This is a genomic window from Shinella sp. H4-D48, from assembly GCF_022637395.1.
Lineage (GTDB): Bacteria > Pseudomonadota > Alphaproteobacteria > Rhizobiales > Rhizobiaceae > Shinella > Shinella sedimenti.
Map to the genome: position 1 here is coordinate 271,589 of NZ_CP093338.1, position 16,873 is coordinate 288,461.

General features: G+C 61.5%; 13 protein-coding genes. 5 read left to right on the top strand and 8 right to left on the bottom strand.

Annotation, left to right across the window (positions count from 1 at the left end; genetic code table 11):
* Nucleotides 1-56: 56 nt before the first annotated feature.
* Nucleotides 57-602, top strand: coding sequence for a dTDP-4-dehydrorhamnose 3,5-epimerase (gene rfbC, locus MNR02_RS18280; RefSeq protein ID WP_241949413.1), 546 nt, complete (start codon nucleotides 57-59; stop codon nucleotides 600-602).
* Here the strand turns inward: rfbC and MNR02_RS18285 are convergent.
* The 4 genes from MNR02_RS18285 to MNR02_RS18300 all read right to left on the bottom strand — a co-directional run bounded on the left by MNR02_RS18285 (nucleotide 593) and on the right by MNR02_RS18300 (nucleotide 5,161).
* A complete protein-coding gene (locus MNR02_RS18285) occupies nucleotides 593-1,912 on the bottom strand; it encodes a DUF4910 domain-containing protein (protein WP_241949414.1) in 1,320 nt (439 codons plus the stop codon). The genes rfbC and MNR02_RS18285 overlap by 10 nt on opposite strands.
* Before the next feature lie 9 nt (nucleotides 1,913-1,921).
* Complete coding sequence (locus MNR02_RS18290) at nucleotides 1,922-2,992, bottom strand: NAD(P)-dependent oxidoreductase (protein ID WP_241949415.1); 1,071 nt, start codon at nucleotides 2,990-2,992, stop codon at nucleotides 1,922-1,924.
* Between the two features lie 130 nt (nucleotides 2,993-3,122).
* Nucleotides 3,123-4,499 carry a glutamate-1-semialdehyde 2,1-aminomutase gene (locus MNR02_RS18295; RefSeq protein ID WP_241949416.1) on the bottom strand — a complete coding sequence of 459 codons (1,377 nt, stop codon included), beginning with the start codon at nucleotides 4,497-4,499 and terminating at the stop codon, nucleotides 3,123-3,125.
* Between the two features lie 104 nt (nucleotides 4,500-4,603).
* Nucleotides 4,604-5,161, bottom strand: coding sequence for a response regulator transcription factor (locus tag MNR02_RS18300; protein WP_241949417.1), 558 nt, complete (start codon nucleotides 5,159-5,161; stop codon nucleotides 4,604-4,606).
* Between the two features lie 496 nt (nucleotides 5,162-5,657).
* On the opposite strand from MNR02_RS18300, the gene MNR02_RS18305 reads away from it, so the two are divergent.
* The gene (locus MNR02_RS18305) at nucleotides 5,658-8,918 is read left to right on the top strand and encodes a response regulator (protein WP_241949418.1); all 3,261 of its coding nucleotides are present in this window, start codon (nucleotides 5,658-5,660) and stop codon (nucleotides 8,916-8,918) included.
* Here MNR02_RS18305 and MNR02_RS18310 read toward each other — a convergent pair.
* Together MNR02_RS18310 and gmd are read right to left on the bottom strand one after the other, a co-directional pair.
* The gene (locus tag MNR02_RS18310; protein ID WP_241949419.1) at nucleotides 8,909-9,898 is read right to left on the bottom strand and encodes a GDP-L-fucose synthase; all 990 of its coding nucleotides are present in this window, start codon (nucleotides 9,896-9,898) and stop codon (nucleotides 8,909-8,911) included. The two genes, MNR02_RS18305 and MNR02_RS18310, sit on opposite strands and share 10 nt — an antisense overlap.
* Nucleotides 9,882-10,952, bottom strand: coding sequence for a GDP-mannose 4,6-dehydratase (gene gmd / locus MNR02_RS18315; RefSeq protein WP_241949420.1), 1,071 nt, complete (start codon nucleotides 10,950-10,952; stop codon nucleotides 9,882-9,884). The genes MNR02_RS18310 and gmd overlap by 17 nt, the downstream gene beginning before the upstream one ends.
* A gap of 296 nt (nucleotides 10,953-11,248) precedes the next feature.
* Between gmd and MNR02_RS18320 the strand changes: the two genes are divergently transcribed.
* Genes MNR02_RS18320 through MNR02_RS18330 form a run of 3 tightly spaced genes read left to right on the top strand, consistent with a single transcriptional unit; the run spans nucleotide 11,249 to nucleotide 14,933 of the window.
* Nucleotides 11,249-12,511, top strand: coding sequence for a glycosyltransferase family 4 protein (locus MNR02_RS18320; RefSeq protein WP_241949421.1), 1,263 nt, complete (start codon nucleotides 11,249-11,251; stop codon nucleotides 12,509-12,511).
* Nucleotides 12,508-13,740 (top strand): glycosyltransferase family 4 protein, encoded by a 1,233-nt coding sequence (locus tag MNR02_RS18325; protein WP_241949422.1) that lies wholly within the window; start codon nucleotides 12,508-12,510, stop codon nucleotides 13,738-13,740. The genes MNR02_RS18320 and MNR02_RS18325 overlap by 4 nt, the downstream gene beginning before the upstream one ends.
* Nucleotides 13,737-14,933 carry a glycosyltransferase gene (locus MNR02_RS18330; protein ID WP_241949423.1) on the top strand — a complete coding sequence of 399 codons (1,197 nt, stop codon included), beginning with the start codon at nucleotides 13,737-13,739 and terminating at the stop codon, nucleotides 14,931-14,933. Before MNR02_RS18325 ends, MNR02_RS18330 begins: the two co-directional genes overlap by 4 nt.
* A gap of 11 nt (nucleotides 14,934-14,944) precedes the next feature.
* On the opposite strand, the gene MNR02_RS18335 is transcribed toward MNR02_RS18330, so the two are convergent.
* A complete protein-coding gene (locus MNR02_RS18335; protein WP_241949424.1) occupies nucleotides 14,945-15,538 on the bottom strand; it encodes a putative colanic acid biosynthesis acetyltransferase in 594 nt (197 codons plus the stop codon).
* Nucleotides 15,535-16,815, bottom strand: coding sequence for a hypothetical protein (locus MNR02_RS18340; protein WP_241949425.1), 1,281 nt, complete (start codon nucleotides 16,813-16,815; stop codon nucleotides 15,535-15,537). The genes MNR02_RS18335 and MNR02_RS18340 overlap by 4 nt, the downstream gene beginning before the upstream one ends.
* Nucleotides 16,816-16,873: the final 58 nt, after the last annotated feature.

The window sequence follows — 16,873 nt, forward strand, 5'->3', positions numbered from 1 at the left end:
CTTGGCAGTCGCGCTGCATCCGTCAAATTCGGGGAAATCAGGGAGAAGACGCAGCGATGCTGTTCACCAGAACCGATCTCAAGGATGTATGGCTGCTTGAGGCGTCGCCGATCAGGGACGAGCGGGGCTCGTTCGCGAGGACCTTCTGCGTCGACGAGATGGAAGCGCGAGGGCTCGAGCATTGCTTCGTTCAGCATAGCCTCTCGCGCTCAGCGGCAAAGCACACCCTGCGCGGCCTGCATTTCCAGCGCGCGCCGCACGAAGAGGTCAAGGTGGTGTCCTGTCTGAACGGCGCGATCTGGGACGTCGCCGTCGACCTGCGCCCGCAATCACCGACCTATTGCCGCTGGACAGCCGCCGAACTCAGCGCCGATAACATGCGCCAGCTCTATATTCCCAGGGGCTTCGCCCATGGTTTCCTGTCGCTGACGGAGGGTGCGGTCGTGGGCTACCTGATATCGACACGCTATCACCCGGCGTCAGCCGCCGGTATGCGCTATGACGATCCTGCCCTCGCGATTGACTGGCCGGCAGCACCGGCCGTGATGTCGGACAAGGACAGGAACTGGCCGCTGCTTGCGGACATCACAGGTCACGCCTGAACGTCTCCGAGCAGCCCGCACGCTTCCAGCCGCGTGGCGGCAGTGGCGATCGTCGAGAACGGAAGCCCGGATCGACGGGCGATGTCGACCAGGGAATGGCTGCCATCGGCAAGGTTCAGCACCCAGAGATAGGCCCTCGTGATTTCAGGCGTCGTCTTGTGGCCACCGGTCGCAGAATACAGCCCCCGTTTTCCGAGCTGCGGTTCGCCGTTCGGCGAGAGATTGAGGGGTATTCGGTCGGTTTCAATTACGTCGATAATGTCCATGATCATGCGAAAGGAGGAGGCAAGGTGCTCCGGCCGTACGAAATCCAGATCATCCGCCGACGTGTGGTATTCGGCAAAGGTGCCAAAGGCGCTGCGCTGTAGGAGGCCGACAGGCAGGTTGAACCCTGGCGAACAGAACTGCCGCTCATCATAGCCAAAGGGACTGAAATCGACCATCGTGACCTTCCGACCGTCACACCGGATAACCTCGATTGCCCGGTCGATCATCGCATCGCCGCGACGGCTGCGCTTGTAGATCGGCCCGCCACCATCTCCGATACAGGAAACGACGAGACCGTGATGAACCCGTGAAAGCCGGTCCTCGTTTGCCGCGAGCCAGCAGAGCGCCCCGATCGTTCCGGGCGCAAAGAGAAAACGGTATCCAAACCGCCTGCGCCGCCCGGCAAGCGCCCGTGCCAGGAAAGCGAGAACCGCAAGGCCGGAACAGTTGTCATTGGCGAGCGAGGGGTGGCAGATGTGGGCGCTGAGCAGGACCTCGTGTTCAGTTTCGCCCGGCAGCAAGACCTCGCCATAGGTAAGCGATCCATCGGCAAGCGTTGTATCGATCACGACGTCGTAATCCCCCTCCTCCAGCCCCAGATAATCGCGGTGCGCCATGCAGAAGCCCCAGCTGCGGCTGTAGTAGCTCGTGCGGTACGGGATGAGATCCGGCTGGTCCGGCAGCGTGTGGATATGAGCCCGCAGCTCCGAGAGCGGCATGCGGCGCGCCACCGGCTCGCTGTAACCGACGAGGTGGAGATTGGAGTCCGCGATATCGACCACGGTTTTGCCGCTCGCGGTGCGGATGGAGGCGCTCCGCAGATTCCATTCCTGCGGAACGGTCCAGTCGAAGACCTTGGTGCCGGAGGGCACTTCGCGGATAGCGACGTCAGCATGCTCGGACAGGATTGCGAGCGTGCGGCGCACCCCCTCGCCCGTAATGCTGCGACAGATCGGAAAAAGCCGGGACACGAGCGCATGGATCTCCCCGCCGATATCGGCCGCCTCTTCCGCCGATGGAGGGAACCATGCCGCCTCGTTCATTGCCGTCCCTCAGGCGCGCATTGCCATCATGTCCGCAGGCACCTTCGCGGCAGCACGCCATCTCAGGTTCCGGTCGAGCGTGTTGCTGGCGAGAAGCGAGCGGATATGGCCGATGCGCTGGTAGCGCGGGCCCTCGAACTCCTCGAGCGTCAGTCCGGAGCTGCGATAGGCGTCGTAGAGCTGCTGCGCCCCGGAAACCACGTCCCACCTCGGACTGAAGGCCGGCAGCGTGCGTGCGATCTTGCCGAAATCGACGCGGTAGGAGCGTGGGTCAGGCCCGGCCTCGCTGGCATATTCCAGCCGGCAGCCCGGCACGGTTCGCGCCACCACGTCGGCGATGTCGCGAACTTGATAATTGTGCTCCGTCCGACCGACATTGAACGCCTCGGCGAAGACGGCATCCCTCGGCGCTTCGAGCGCTGCCAGAAATGCGCCCGAGATATCCTCGATATGCACGATCGGCCGCCAGGGCGTGCCGTCCGACTTGAGCAGGATAACGCCCCGCGTGACGGCCCAGGCGACGAGGTTGTTGAGAACGATATCGAAGCGCAACATGGGCGACAGGCCGTAGGCCGTCGCCGGTCGCAAGAAGACCGGGCAGAAACCGGCATCCGCCAGCGCCGCGATGTCGGCTTCCGCCATCACCTTGGAGCGGCCATAGGCCGATACAGGATTGAGCGGCGCGTCCTCATCGACGAGGTCTTCGCCAGAAAGACCGTAGTTGCTGCAAGATGAGGCAAAGAGAAAGCGCGCCACGCCCGCCTGTCTGGCCGCACGCGCGACGCGCACGCTGCCCTTGTGGTTGATGTCATAAGTGACTTCGGGGTCGAGATTGCTCAACGGGTCATTCGACAGCGCCGCCAGATGGATCACCGCGTCGAAACCTTCGAGGTCGCGAGGTACAATATCCCTTACGTCCTTCAGCGTGGATGGAACCTCGGTCATCTGCCCGCCGGGCGCATAGGCGCAGCGCCGGTAGAGCCTGCTGTCGTAGCCATGCACCTCATGCCCTGCCGCCAGGAGGGTCGGCACCATCACGGAGCCGATATAACCCTGGTGTCCCGTTACAAGCACCTTCATGTCCGTGTCTCCCGCTTCTTTGCTGAAGCAGATGCTATGTCGGCGCAGTGCGGACCACGATTGACGACAAAGACGGCGGCGCGTGCCCGAGTGACGTATTGGAAGCTTCTCCCTACGTCTTTTGGACAGGTCAGGCTGTCTGAACCCTTGCGACCGGCTCGGCGTTTCGGGGCTCTGACTCGGTGTTGAAGCGGCGGAAAACGACGTCCGAAGGACGGCCGACCAGATGGCTCTCGATGCCGTGATCGAGGGCCCGACGGTAAACACCGAGCGCACCATCGAACGCCTCGATCGTCTGGTCAATCTCGTCGTTGCCGTGCGTGTAGCTCACCACGAGCGATGGCGCGAGCACGCCGCGGCGTATGGTTTCCTGCAAAAGCAGCGTCCTGAAGGCCTGCGAAGGTGTTCCGCTGCCGTCCTTCGTAAAATAGCTGAGGCAGGCAGGATGGCCTGTGACGCCGACAAAGCCGGCGAGCCCATGCCGGGCAACCGCCTGCTCGATACCCGCCTTGAGCCGCATTCCCTGGCTGCGCAGGTGCGGGATGACCGGTTCCTGCGCGTAGACATGCATGGTCGCTATCGCCGCCGCCATGGCATGCGTTTCTGCACCATGGGTGGTGGACAGCAGGAAGACGCGGGGCTTTTCGGTCTGCTCGATGCCGCCGAGCGACATGAATTCCCGCTTTCCGGCGAGCGCCGAGATGGCGAAACCGTTGCCGAGCGCCTTGCCGAAGCAGGAAAGGTCCGGCCGCAGCCCGTAATACTCCTGCGCGCCGCCGCGCGCCCAGCGGAAGCCGGTGATCATCTCGTCTAGGATGAGCAACGCGCCATGGCGATGGCAAAGCGCCTGCAGATCCTGCAAATAGCCTTCGGCCGGATCATCGCCGCGCGAGGCCTCAAGAATGAGAGCGGCAATCCTGCCCGGATGACGGGCGAAGAGGTCACACGCATCATCGAGGTCGTTGTAGCGGAAGCCGAGCGTGAGTTCTCGGATGGCTGCGGGAATGCCGGCATTCATCTCCGTCGTGCCGATGAACCAGTCGTCCGTGGAGAAGAACGGGTGATCGCGGCACCTTGCAATAAGATCCCTGCCCGTTGCGGCTCGCGCGAGGCGCACCGCCGCTGAAGTCGCGTCCGATCCGTCCTTGCAGAATTTCACCATGTCCGCGCCGGGGACCATCTGGAGGAAGGTCGAGGCGCATTCGAGCTCTATACTCGCGGGCCGCGTAAAATTGCAGCCGAATTCCAGCTGCCGCGCCACGGCCTCCACGACATGGCGATAGGCGTGCCCGAGACCGACCGCGCGATTGCCCATGCCGTATTCGATATAGGCGTTGCCATCGACGTCCCACACATGGCAGCCGTAACCGTTGACGATGAAACCCGGGGACAGGACTGGATACTGATCATCGCCCTTGGCATAGGTATGCGCGCCGCCGGGAATGATCCGGTGCGCGCGCTGGCGAAGCCGATCTGAATTCTCGAAGTCGTGAATGAACGCGTCCATCGCAGTCTCCTTTCCCCACCAGCCCGTCAGGGCACTATCGCGCCACACGCGGCAGGCGCATCCGCGCTTTTGGTGGATAGGGTATGACCCGATAGGCGTAGAAATCAGCCGTAAAGGTCATTGAGCTTGAAGATCACTTCCGTCCGATTACGGACTTTAAGCTTCTTCATGATGTTGCGGATGTGGACCTTGACCGTGCTTTCGCGCAGGCCGAGTTCGTAGGCGATGATCTTGTTGGCCTTGCCGAGCTTGAGCATGGCGATCACGTTTTCTTCTCGGCACGTGAAGATTTCTGCCCGTTTGCGCTCTTGCTGATCGGCTGCCGACATCAACCTTCGCAGTTCGGGCAGGCTCTCGGTGGAGATGAAGACGCCACCGGAAAGTGCAAGCGAGATCGCCTTCACGCATACCGAAATGCCCACGGCCGAGGGAATGAACCCTTTCACCCCGAGATCGAGCGCCGTCAGGACCTGGCGCAAATCATGATTGTCCGAAAGGATGATGACCGGCAGATTTGGGAAGCGTGATACGAGCATGCGAATGTCATTTTCGATGCGCGGCTCGGTGCAATCGCGGCTGCCGATGTTGATCAGCACGCCGCTGGATGCTTCCGCATATTTCGACATCCACGCTTCGATGGAGTTGAAAAGCACAATCGTCATGTCGAGACCGTGCGATACAAGGCTTTGAGAAAGACACTCCCGATCCAGAGCCCGTTCGTCGATAACGTCCAAGACGCGCAGGCCTGTCAACGCATTCTTTGCGGTATTGGCAAGCTTGAGCGCTGGCAACCTCATCGCCGCATTTGCAACAACGCGGTGATTTGCCCCGTTAGCACCTCCGACTTCAACCACAGCACTACCCCCACGATTGAGAAATCACACCTGGAGCACCCATTCTTTAATAAACAAGCTCACAGAAGGCCACATTTGTCTCAGGACGAGACATCATATAGACGCTTAAGGAATAACATTTATTCCCGTCATCATCATTTTTTACAATTTTAAATCCATATCAAAATGAAATTCTTGCGAAAAGATTCGGAAAATACCTACAGCCGAGGGTAGGCAATCACGGCGACGACACCTATACTATCGTGAACTCCATACACCCGCGACGAATTCTCAATTTGCTTGCATAATTATTGAGATTGCACCCATGGGTTTAAACCGCTCTTTTTCAAGCATCTCATTTGGAGGCGAAACCACCTCCGGGAAACCTGTGACCGGTGTTGTCGCCATCAGTGTCGCAGCCGGCGATCTCGATGCCTGCCGAACCCTGTTCGAGACCATACCTTCGGGCGGCGGAAACGCCTTCATCCTCGTCCATCATCAAGACGCGATGCATGAAACCATGTTGGTGGAATCCTTCTCCAACCATACGACCATGACGGCCGTCCAAGCCGAAGACGGCCAGACGCTTGCGCCTGAACATCTCTTCGTAGTCCCGGCTGGCTGGTCCATGACGGTGCAGGACGGCACGATCCAACTTACCAAGCCGCCGAAACCCCTTGGCCTGCACACCCCTTACGATGTGCTGCTGCGTTCTCTTGCTGCCGAATACGGCACGCGGGCCACCGCCGTCGTCCTGCTTGGTACAGACACAGATGGAAGCATGGGTATCCGTTTCATTCTAGACGCAGGCGGCCGTGTCTATCTGCGAGACCCGGCGGAAGCCGACTTTAAATGGACGGGGAAGGGCATGATCGATCCGGAAATGGCCGTGCATGTCACACCGCTTGCGGCCATCGCGCAAGCCTTGCACGAGCCCAACAAGCCGGCGGGTGAGGATGTAGGCGACAATATTATGGTGCAAGAGGAGCCGGGTCCCGTCGTGGGACGACAGCTGTCACTCGGCGAACTCTGCCACAGCACGATCCTCGACACCTACGCCCCTGCCACGGTGCTGATCAACCGGAAGTATGAATGCCTTCATTGGCTTGGTCCTGTGCAGCGCTACTTGCGCGGCGCGCCCGACCATTCGGCCCAAGACCTCCTAAGCATCATGCCGCTCAGCGTGCACGCCAAACTGCGCTCAGCGTTGCACCGCGCGGATGAGGAAAAGGCGCGCACAGTGGCGGTTGGCCTGCACGAAGGCACCTCCGATATGCGAATCCGTTACGACATCGCGGTGCAGCCTGTGACAAGCAACGGCGAAGATTTTTTTCTCGTAAGCTTCCTTGATGCTGACCGGCCAAGCCCGACGTACGATGCCACCGGGACACTCCGCGATGAGCTGACGGATGCATCGGTCCAGCGCGCGACGGCCAGCGATATCGAGAATATGCTTGAAAGCACCGACGTCGCCACAGTCTTCCTCGATGGCGACTTGAACATCCGCTATTTCACACCCGCAATACTCTCGATTTTCAAGATCACCATGCACGACGTCGGTCGGCCTTTGGCGGACATCTGCGCACGCGCGCCCGATCCGACCCTGCTCGGCGACGCCGCGGGGGTCCTGGACGACAGCGTGACAAGGGAACGCGAAATCCGCATCGCAAACGGCACCTGGTACATGCGGCGTGTCATGCCGTACAAAACCCAAGAAGGCGGGACAGCTGGTGTCGTGATCATTTTCTCCGACGTTTCCGCGCAACACCGTGCCCATGAAGCGCTCACCCGGGCAAAACGGGCGGCTGAGCGCGCCAATGCCGCGAAGTCCCGCTTCCTCGCCACCGCAAGCCACGACCTGCGCCAACCGCTTCAGTCGCTCGCACTGCTACAAGGCCTCCTGGAGAAATCAGCGGAAGGAGAGCGATCCCAGAAGCTCGTGCGAAGCTTTCGCGACACTCTCGCCTCCATGTCTGGAATGCTCAACACGCTTCTGGACATAAACAAGATTGAAGCGGGTACGGTCTATCCGCGCATCGTGACATGCAGGGTCGATGACGTCTTGCGACGCCTGAATGACGAATTCAGCTACAGCGCTATGGAAAAGGGCCTTTCCCTTCGCTTCGTATCATCGAGCCTGCTGGTGCGGACCGACCCTCGTCTTCTCGAACAAATGATCCGCAATCTGATGGCGAACGCCCTCAAGTACACGCGACATGGCAAGATCCTGCTAGGGTGCCGGCGGCACGACGATGCGATCACCATCGAAGTCTGGGACAGTGGTATCGGCATTGCGGCGCATGAACTTCAGACCATTTTTGACGAGTACCACCAGGCAATCGGTGATGGTGCCGACAGCGAGTCCGAAACCGACCTGGGCCTTGGCCTCGGGCTGTCCATCGTCAAGCGCCTCAGTACGGTGCTCGGCCACCGCATTCAGGTTCGATCCGTTCCCGGCAAGGGCTCGGTGTTCTCCGTCCATGTCGCGCTTGGCCGAGACGACGGACAGCACGAACCGCTCCCAATAAAGAGACGAGGCCAACTGGGACCGCCTATCCGTGGCACCGTTCTTGTCGTGGAAGATGATGGGAAGGTCCGCAGCTTGATCGAGATCGGGCTGCGCGACGAGCAGCACACGGTCTACGCCGCAGAAGACGGCGCAACTGCGGTGGACCTTGTTTCCACCGGCATCGTGGACCCGACACTCATTCTCGCCGACTACAACCTTCCAAACGGGGCCAATGGCATCGATGTCGTCAGGGATATTCGCTCGGCCCTTGGCCGCCATGTTCCTGCGATCATCCTCACGGGGGATATCACGGCCAATACCCTGCGCCTTCTGCCGGCTGAGGATTGCCTCTACATGCCAAAGCCCGTGAGCCTCAGTGATCTACTGAAGGCTATCCAGCTTCTGCTGCATGCCAGCAGGCTCGAACACGACGCCGGGCCGCGAGTACTCGAAGTCTCTTCGCCAGACAGGCCGACGATCTTCGTCGTCGAGGACGACCACGCGACACGAACCGCCCTGCATGAGTTCTTCGAAGTCGAGGGGCGTCGTGTTCAGACATTTCCCAATGGCGAGACTTTTCTCGCCGCGTTCGACAACGCATCCATCGGATGTCTTGTGATCGACGTAAGGCTCCCGGGAATGAGCGGGCTGGACGTGGTCAGCACACTACGCGCGCGCCGGGCACGGCTACCCATCATCGTGATAACAGGCGAAGGCGACGTTGCGACCGCTGTCATGGCGATGAAGGCAGGGGCGTCCGATTTCATCGAGAAGCCGGTCGGCCCTGCCGAATTGCTTGCAAGCATCTCCGAGGCTCTCTCGTATAGCTCCAGCACAGGGACCGAGAATAAAAGGCAGCGGGATGCGAAGCTCCGCCTGGCGCGGCTGACGAAACGCCAGAGGGAGATCCTCGACCGGGTGCTCGCGGGCCAGCCCAGCAAGGTAATCGCCCAAGATCTGGATGTCAGCCAGCGCACGGTCGAAGCCCATCGCGCCGCAATCATGCGGCGCATGCAGGTCAGTTCTCTTCCGGCGCTCGCACGGCTGGTCATGCTCGCACACGACGATCAGGGATAATCCTGTCGCACGGCCGGCCGGCTGTCACTTTCCCTCCACCGGTGATACAGGTCACGGATGCCGGTACGCAGCTGCGTCTCGTGCGACCAGCCGAGCGCACGAAGCCGCGAACTGTCCAGGAGCTTGCGGGGTGCGCCGTCCGGCTTGAAGGCATCGAACACGATGTGGCCGCGATAATCGACGATATCTGCGATCAGGAACGCCAGTTCGCCGATGGAGATCTCCTCCCCCGATCCGACATTGATGGGTTTTGGGCTCTCATATTCCTTCATGAGGAAAACACAGGCATCTGCCAGGTCGTCGACATGCAGGAACTCCCGCTTCGGCGTTCCCGTTCCCCAGACAACCACGCTATCGCGATGTGCGACCTTCGCATCGTGCATCTTGCGGATCAGCGCGGGAATGACGTGGGAATGGTCGAGATCGAAATTGTCGTTCTGACCATAGAGATTGGTCGGCATGACGGAGATGAAACGGCGGCCATATTGCTCTGCATAGGCGGCTGCAAGCTTGAGACCAGTGATCTTGGCGAGCGCGTAGGCTTCATTTGTAGGCTCGAGACTACCTGTCAGAAGCGCGTCCTCACGGATGGGTTGCTCGGCATGTTTCGGATAGATGCAGCTCGACCCCAGGCACATCAGCTTCTCGACGCCAAGTTCCGACGCGGTCTTGATGACATTGACCAGGATGAGCACGTTCTCCGACAGGAATTCCGCCGGATAACGGGCATTCGCCCCGATGCCGCCGACGCGCGCGGACGCTATGAAGATAGCTTCCGGCCGTGCCTTGCGCATCCAGCTTTCTGTATCGGACTGTCGTGTCAGATCGACTTCGGCATGCGACACTGTCTGGATATCGCAACGCTCCCGCTTGAGCCGCCGCAGAAGGGCGGAGCCGACCATCCCCGAATGGCCGGCGACCCAGACACGTTTGCCGCGCAGATCGTACGATACCGCGGTCTTTTCATCCGTGAAGATCATTGCGGCCTTCCTCCCTCGTGATGACGCGCAGATCCGATTCCACCATTTCCGAGACGAGATCCTCGAAGGATACGGTCTGCTGCCAGCCGAGCCTGTCCCGCGCCTTGGTTGCATCGCCGAGCAGAATGTCCACTTCCGCAGGACGAAAGTAGCGCGGATCGATCTCAATGAGGGCGCGGCCGCTCCTGCGGTCGTAGCCGATCTCTTCGACGCCGACGCCATCCCATTCGATGGACTTGCCGACAACCTCGAAGGCGCGTTCCACGAATTCGCGAACGGTATGCGTCGTGCCCGTGGCAAGCACGTAATCATCGGGAACATCCTGTTGGACAATCCGCCACATACCCTCCACGTAGTCGCGCGCATGGCCCCAGTCGCGCTTGGCATCGAGATTGCCGAGGAAGAGCTTGTCCTGCAGTCCCCATTCGATTGCGGCGACCGCCCGCGTGATCTTGCGCGTGACGAAGGTTTCGCCCCGCCGCGGGCTTTCGTGATTGAAGAGGATGCCGTTCGAAGCATGGAAGCCATAGGCCTCGCGATAGTTGACCGTCATCCAGTAAGCGTAAAGCTTGGCCGCAGCATAGGGACTGCGTGGATGGAAGGGCGTGCCCTCGCGCTGCGGCGTTTCGCCGATGCCGCCGAACAGTTCCGATGTCGACGCCTGGTAGAAGCGGCAATGATCTCCCACCTTCAGAAGGCGCATTGCTTCCAGTAGCCGCAGCGTGCCGAGCGCATCCGTATTGGCGGTGTACTCCGGTGTCTCGAAGCTTACCTGCACATGGCTCTGGGCGCCGAGATTGTAGATCTCGTCAGGGCAGACGTCCTGGATAACCCGGCAAAGGTTTGTTCCATCCGTCAGATCGCCGAAATGCATGTGAAAACGCACATCCGGCGAGCGCGGATCGACATACAGGTGATCGACGCGGGCGGTGTTGAAGGAGGACGAGCGCCGCTTGAGACCATGCACCCGGTATCCCTTTTCGAGCAGCAGTTCGGTGAGATAGGAGCCGTCCTGGCCCGTCACGCCGATGATCAAGGCTTTCTTTTCAGACATGCGCCACCAGCTTTCACACGAGGAAATGGCGTGCACGATCCTCCGCACACCGACTGTCGGAGAGTTAGCGACAGTACGGTTTGAGCGGCAAGGTAACCGTTCGGGGGATGGACGCCGGTTCGCTAACCGCCGGATGGGTGATGCCGTTATCCGATACGCCGAAGGTGCATGTCTTTCGGGCGGAAGGCGTAGAGCGGTTGAAAAGCCGGCATGCCCGCTAGCGCCTTTGGAGAACTTGTCGCCCGCCAGCCTGCTGTCAAGATCACGGCTTACAGGAAAAAATGCGGGGCGGCTCGATGAGGACGATCTTCGTAAACCGGTACTTCCATCCCGACCAGTCGGCGACGAGCCGCATGGTGTCCGCACTGGCATTCGGCCTCGCCAGACACGGTGGCGCGGTCACCGTCCTCACCAGCCGAACGCTTCACCACGACCCCACCGCGGCGCTCGCCGGGCAAGAGATCTGTTCGGGCGTGGAGGTCGTGAGGCTGTCCACCTCGCGCTTCGGTCGTGGCAGCCTGCCCGGCCGGGCCGCCGACTACCTGTCCTTCCATCTTTCAGCCTTCGCCTGGCTCTCCCGCAACGTCCGGCGCGGCGATGTCGTCGTCGTCTGTACTGATCCGCCGCTGATCTCGCTTGCCTGCGCGCTGCCCATCCAGCTGCGCGGCGGACGCATGGTCAACTGGGTCATGGATCTCTTTCCCGAAACTGCAATCGAGCTTGGTCTCCTTCGCACCGCCCCTATCCTCGGCCGGCTTGCGGCATGGTTGCGCGACCGGTCGATTGCCCATTCGCGGCTGACCATCTGTCCGACAGAGCGGATGGCGGACTATCTCGTGACACGAGGTCTGCCGGCAAAGCGGATCCGCGTGTTGCACCATTGGTCAGACGCCGCCGAAATTCACCCTATCGCAAAGGAAAAGAACCCCCTGCGAGCCGCCTGGGGTTATTCGGACAAGTTTGTGGTCGGCTACTCCGGCAATTTCGGCCGTGCTCACGAATTCGAGACACTGATCGAAGCGGCGACGCTTTTAAAGGACCATCCTGACGTCCGCTTTCTTATGGTCGGGGGCGGCCACAAGCTACAATCCGTTATGGATGCCGTACACAAGCGCGGCCTGGCCAATGTAGCCTTCAAGCCGCTGCAGCCGGCCAGACAGCTTGCTGACAGCCTGGGCGTGCCGGACCTTCACGTCGTCTCCCTGCTGCCTTGCCTCGAACACTGCATCATTCCAAGCAAGTTCTACGGCATCCTCGCGGCGGGAAAACCGACACTCTTCATCGGCGATCCCAGGGGGAGTGTCGCAGCCGTCGTGGCCGCCGAGCGCTGCGGCGTCAATATAGAGATCGGTGAGTCGCAAACGCTTGCCAGAACGATATCCGATCTCGCCGCCGATCCAGAAAGAGTGACGGCGATGGGCGCAACCGCAAGGGCAGTGCTCGAAGCCGACTATGCTTATGAGCGCGCGCTCACGACCTGGAGCGCACTTCTCGCCGAGATCGCCGAGAAAGACCCCGTTCCGGCGGGTGCTATCGTGCTGGAGCATCGACCGTCATGACCCAGACCGTCATCGTGAGCCAGCTCGGCGCCCGCATGCATTATGCCGTCGCCCGCATCCTGGCGAAGGAAGGGCGGCTTGGCCATTTCTTCACCGATATCTGCGGCACGAAAAGCTGGCCGGCACTGCTGCGCCTCCTGCCGCCCGCCCTGCTGCCTCGTCCCGTGCGACGGCTGGTCGGACGGGTTCCGAATGGTGTACCGCCGAATTTGATTACGGATTTCCCGCTTTTCGGCGTCCGTTCCGCCATCCGCCGTTTGCGCATCGAGGATGCCGCAGAAGAAGCCTCGCACGCCGTGTGGGCTGGCAGCCGGTTCTCGACTCTCGTCGCCATGCAGGGCTTCCACGATGCCGCGGGCCTCTACGCCTATAGCGGTGACGCGCTGGAGCAGATGCAGGCGGCGAAACGGCAAGGTCTTTGGGTCACCGTCGAGCAGATGATCGCACCGCGCGCCATCGTGGAGACCGTTCTCGCCGAGGAAATGCGGCGTTTCCCGGAATGGGCGGGGCCGCCGCCCCCGAATCCTCACGCCCAGGCATTCGCGGAGCGCGAGCGCGCGGAATGGGCGCTGGCCGACCGCATCGTCTGCCCTTCGGAATTCGTGCGCGACCATGTTGTCGCCGAGGGCGTTCCGGCAGAGCGCTGCGTGGTCGTACCCTATGGCGTCGATGCGAAGGACCATTCGAGCGCGGCCATACGTACACCTGGGCCGCTGCGCATATTGACGATCGGCGAGGTCGGCCTGCGCAAGGGCTCGCCCTATGTGCTGCAGGCTGCCGAACGCCTCGGATCCGCTGTGCGTATGCGCATGGCCGGCCCCGACCGGCTGCCCGAACCGATCCGCCGCCGGCTAAGCCGTTCGATCGAGCTGAGGGGCATCGTACCACGCGCGGCAATCGCAGACGAATATCGCTGGGCGGACGTGTTCCTGCTGCCTTCGCTTTGCGAGGGGTCGGCAACAGTGGTCTACGAAGCGCTGGCCTCGGGTCTCCCCGTTATCACCACTTACAGCACCGGAAGCGTCGTGCGCGACGGCGTGGAAGGACTGATCGTGCCGGAGCGGGATCCGCAGGCCATCGTCGATGCCGTCCGTTATCTTGCCGACAACGAGGACGTGCGCACGACCATGGCAGCCAACGCCCGGCTTCGCGCGCAGGAATATACCGTCGAACAATATGGTGCCCGCCTTCTCGGCGTCCTTTCCTCGCTCAGCGGATCTCCCTCATGAAGATCGTCCACGTGATCACATCGATCGACCCTGACAGCGGCGGGCCGCAGGCCGTGGTGATGCGGCTCGCCGCAGCCCAGGCGAGCCTCGGGCACGATGTCCGCGTGGTCAGCCAGGCCGACGACCGCACGCTCGCCAGTGTCGCCCGGCTCGGCGCGACAATTCCAGGCTTCCGGCAGGTCGTCTGGAATATTCTGCCGCCACCAGGCACGATCGAGGCGATCCTGTGCCTGAAGGCACGCCCCTTCCTTACGCGCATTCTCACCGACAGCGAGCAGGTGCATCTGCACGGCGTGTGGGAACCGATCCTTGCCTGCGCGGCGGCCATCGCCACGCGCAACGGCATTCCCTATTGCGTCTGCCCCGCCGGGATGCTCGACACATGGAGCCTCGCGCAAAAGCCCTGGAAGAAACGTTTCGCTCTCGCCGTGGCTTTCCGTCGAATGCTCGATAATGCTGCGTTTCTTCACGCGCTCAACCGCGACGAGGTCAAACTGATGCGCCCACTTCAGCTGAAAGCGCCGGCGGAAATCATCCCCAACGGCGTTTTCACCGAAGAATTCGAAACCCTGCCGTCCGCAGCAGATTTCCCAACCGTGCTGGGTTTGCCGACGGGGCGACGTTTCGTGCTCTTCCTGTCGCGGCTGCATTACAAGAAGGGGCTCGATCTCCTGGCAAGCGCCTTCCAGCTGGTGGCGCGGCAATGCCCAGATGTCGATCTCGTCGTCGCCGGCCCCGATGGTGGCGCGGAGAACGATTTCCGTGATCTCGTGCGCCGCTTTGACCTCGAGAGCCGCGTGTTCATGGTAGGCCCGATCTACGGCGAGACCAAGCTGCAGGCCTTTGCGGCGGCGGCCTGTTTCTGCCTGCCCAGTCGTCAGGAGGGGTTCAGCATCGCCATCACCGAGGCGCTCGCCTGCGGCACGCCCGTGGTCATTACCGATGCCTGCCATTTTCCGGAAGTTTCCGCGGCCGGTGCGGGCGCAGTCGTCAGCCTCGATCCGATGGAAATAGCCACAGCCCTGATTGATGTGCTCTCCCATCCTCTCGCAGCGACGGCAATGGGATACAAAGGCCGCCGGCTGGTGTTCGAGAACTACACCTGGCCGCGCATAGCGCATCGGACCATCAGCCTTTACGAGGCCTACAGACCGGTGGCGGTAAAACAAAGCCTGACGGCTGCGAGACGATAGTCACAGCCCGATTAAACGTCGTCCGCACTCCGCCGGCGGCTCGCGACAGCCTTCGCCGGATTGCCGGCATAGACCGTCCAGGGCTCCAGTGATTTGACGGCCACGCCCCGCGCACCAAGCACCGCACCCTCTCCCATTTCCGTTCCCGGCCCGACAAAGGCTTCTGCGGCAACCCACGCCCTGTGACGCAGAATGATGGGTCGCGCCACCAATGGGAAGGATGCCTTATGAATATCGTGGGTGCCTGTGCACAGATGCGCGCGTTGCGAGACGATGGCAAGAGCCTCGAGCGTCACCGGTGCCACGTTGTAGCAGATGACACCCGGCCCCATCGAAGCGTTACGCCCCATCACGAGATTGCCCGGCCACCAGATTGCCGTGCTGCCGTGCACGATGGCGGTCGGGTGAACCTTCGCACCGAACAGCCGCAGCACAAGGTTTCGCCATGGATGGAGGGGCGACGGTGTCCAGGCGGCAAGACATTGCCAGGCAACGAGCCAGACAAGCCGCATGAGGCGGAACCGCAACGCGAAAGTCGGCCCGCCGAGAAGCGGTGTGGCGAGGCCGCTTGCTTTGAACGCGGGATCGTCATAGCGCGATTTCATGAATGGACGAGCCTCCTTGACGCGAACGGATCGGGATGGGCGCCAGGATCTCGCCGTGCGGGAACGGCCGCCAGCGCCAGCGACGGCACGAGAAACAGCACCATGTGTACCCAGGCCATAATGACCCAGTCGGTCTGATGCGACACGACATGCATGGCCGGCACGACCGACAGCATGTAGACGATCTGACCCGCTGCCTGGCCCTCCTTTGCGCTCGCCCAGAGCCGGGCGAGAAGATAGGCGATCAGGAAGAACTTCAGCGCGCCGAAATACCAGAACGACTGAAATGCGTCGGCCATGCCTGTCTCCGTCGTGCCGGTCAGCGCGTTGTAGTCGCGTGCCATTGCCGGCGTTCTGAGCATCAGCGACCGCTTCGCCGCCTCACCGACGATCTGGGAGGGCACGTAGTTGAACACCAGCCGGTTCCAGTGAAATTTGCCGTAGTCGAATTCGAGCGAGTCGGCGGCATGATCGATCCGCAGGATCGCATTGCGCACTTCCAGACCACCCTCCTTCAGGGTTGCCCTGAAATTGGCGGTGACGTCGATCTGGCTGATATCCTGCCAGATTGGGGAGGAATTCTCCCGCGTGATCGCGCGGTAATCACCCATGCTGTTCATGAGGAACGTCCCCACCAGCACGCCCGCAAGTATGATCGTCCGAGGCGCCAGCCACCCGCGGTGGAACCAGAAGGCGACGGCGAAGATCGCGAACAGCTCGACGGTTTCCGCCCTTTTCCCCGTCACCACGATGCGGTCGAGGTAGAAGACAAGATCGAAGACAACGATCGACAGCGCGAAGAGCGACGTCCGTCTTGCAAGGCAGAGCGCGCCGATAGCAAGCCCGTAGGTCATCAGACGCGCAACAAAAAGGTATATAACCGGCACGCCACTCATCTGCACGCCGACGACCATGTCGCCCGGCAGGCGACTGAGCTTGAAATAGAAATAGGCGCCGATGACGGAAAGCGCGGCGGCGATGATCAGCAGGCGCCTCTCGCCGAAATTCCCCCGGAGGAAGGCGACAGGCTTGCGGGTGGAAATCCAGCCGAGCCACGCGGCCACAAGGCACAGGATCGTGAACGCCACCATCCGGTCGTAGGCGCCGCGCGGCAGGAACCGGTCGTCCATCAGTCCGGGAAGCTGCGGCAAAAGAAAGCTCCCGGCCATGACGCCGACCAGGAAGGGAAGCTGATAGATGCGCGCCGGGGCCAGCATGCCCCACAGAAGGAGCATGGCGACCGTCAGGCAAAGCAGACAGGTCAACACCAGCGTCACGGGCGCGTCTCCTTCTTTAATGAGCGGGTTCACGAAATATCAGCCGCCGTAAGGCACG

Bases quoted from the DNA above. Each gene is read 5' to 3' on its own strand.
- MNR02_RS18290 (WP_241949415.1), bottom strand. From the start codon at position 2,992: ATGAAGGTGCTTGTAACGGGACACCAGGGTTATATCGGCTCCGTGATG.
- rfbC (WP_241949413.1), top strand. From the start codon at position 57: ATGCTGTTCACCAGAACCGATCTCAAGGATGTATGGCTGCTTGAGGCG.
- MNR02_RS18285 (WP_241949414.1), bottom strand. From the start codon at position 1,912: ATGAACGAGGCGGCATGGTTCCCTCCATCGGCGGAAGAGGCGGCCGAT.
- gmd (WP_241949420.1), bottom strand. From the start codon at position 10,952: ATGTCTGAAAAGAAAGCCTTGATCATCGGCGTGACGGGCCAGGACGGC.
- MNR02_RS18295 (WP_241949416.1), bottom strand. From the start codon at position 4,499: ATGGACGCGTTCATTCACGACTTCGAGAATTCAGATCGGCTTCGCCAG.
- MNR02_RS18325 (WP_241949422.1), top strand. From the start codon at position 12,508: ATGACCCAGACCGTCATCGTGAGCCAGCTCGGCGCCCGCATGCATTAT.
- MNR02_RS18335 (WP_241949424.1), bottom strand. From the start codon at position 15,538: ATGAAATCGCGCTATGACGATCCCGCGTTCAAAGCAAGCGGCCTCGCC.
- MNR02_RS18320 (WP_241949421.1), top strand. From the start codon at position 11,249: ATGAGGACGATCTTCGTAAACCGGTACTTCCATCCCGACCAGTCGGCG.
- MNR02_RS18300 (WP_241949417.1), bottom strand. From the start codon at position 5,161: ATGACGATTGTGCTTTTCAACTCCATCGAAGCGTGGATGTCGAAATAT.
- MNR02_RS18330 (WP_241949423.1), top strand. From the start codon at position 13,737: ATGAAGATCGTCCACGTGATCACATCGATCGACCCTGACAGCGGCGGG.
- MNR02_RS18305 (WP_241949418.1), top strand. From the start codon at position 5,658: ATGGGTTTAAACCGCTCTTTTTCAAGCATCTCATTTGGAGGCGAAACC.
- MNR02_RS18310 (WP_241949419.1), bottom strand. From the start codon at position 9,898: ATGATCTTCACGGATGAAAAGACCGCGGTATCGTACGATCTGCGCGGC.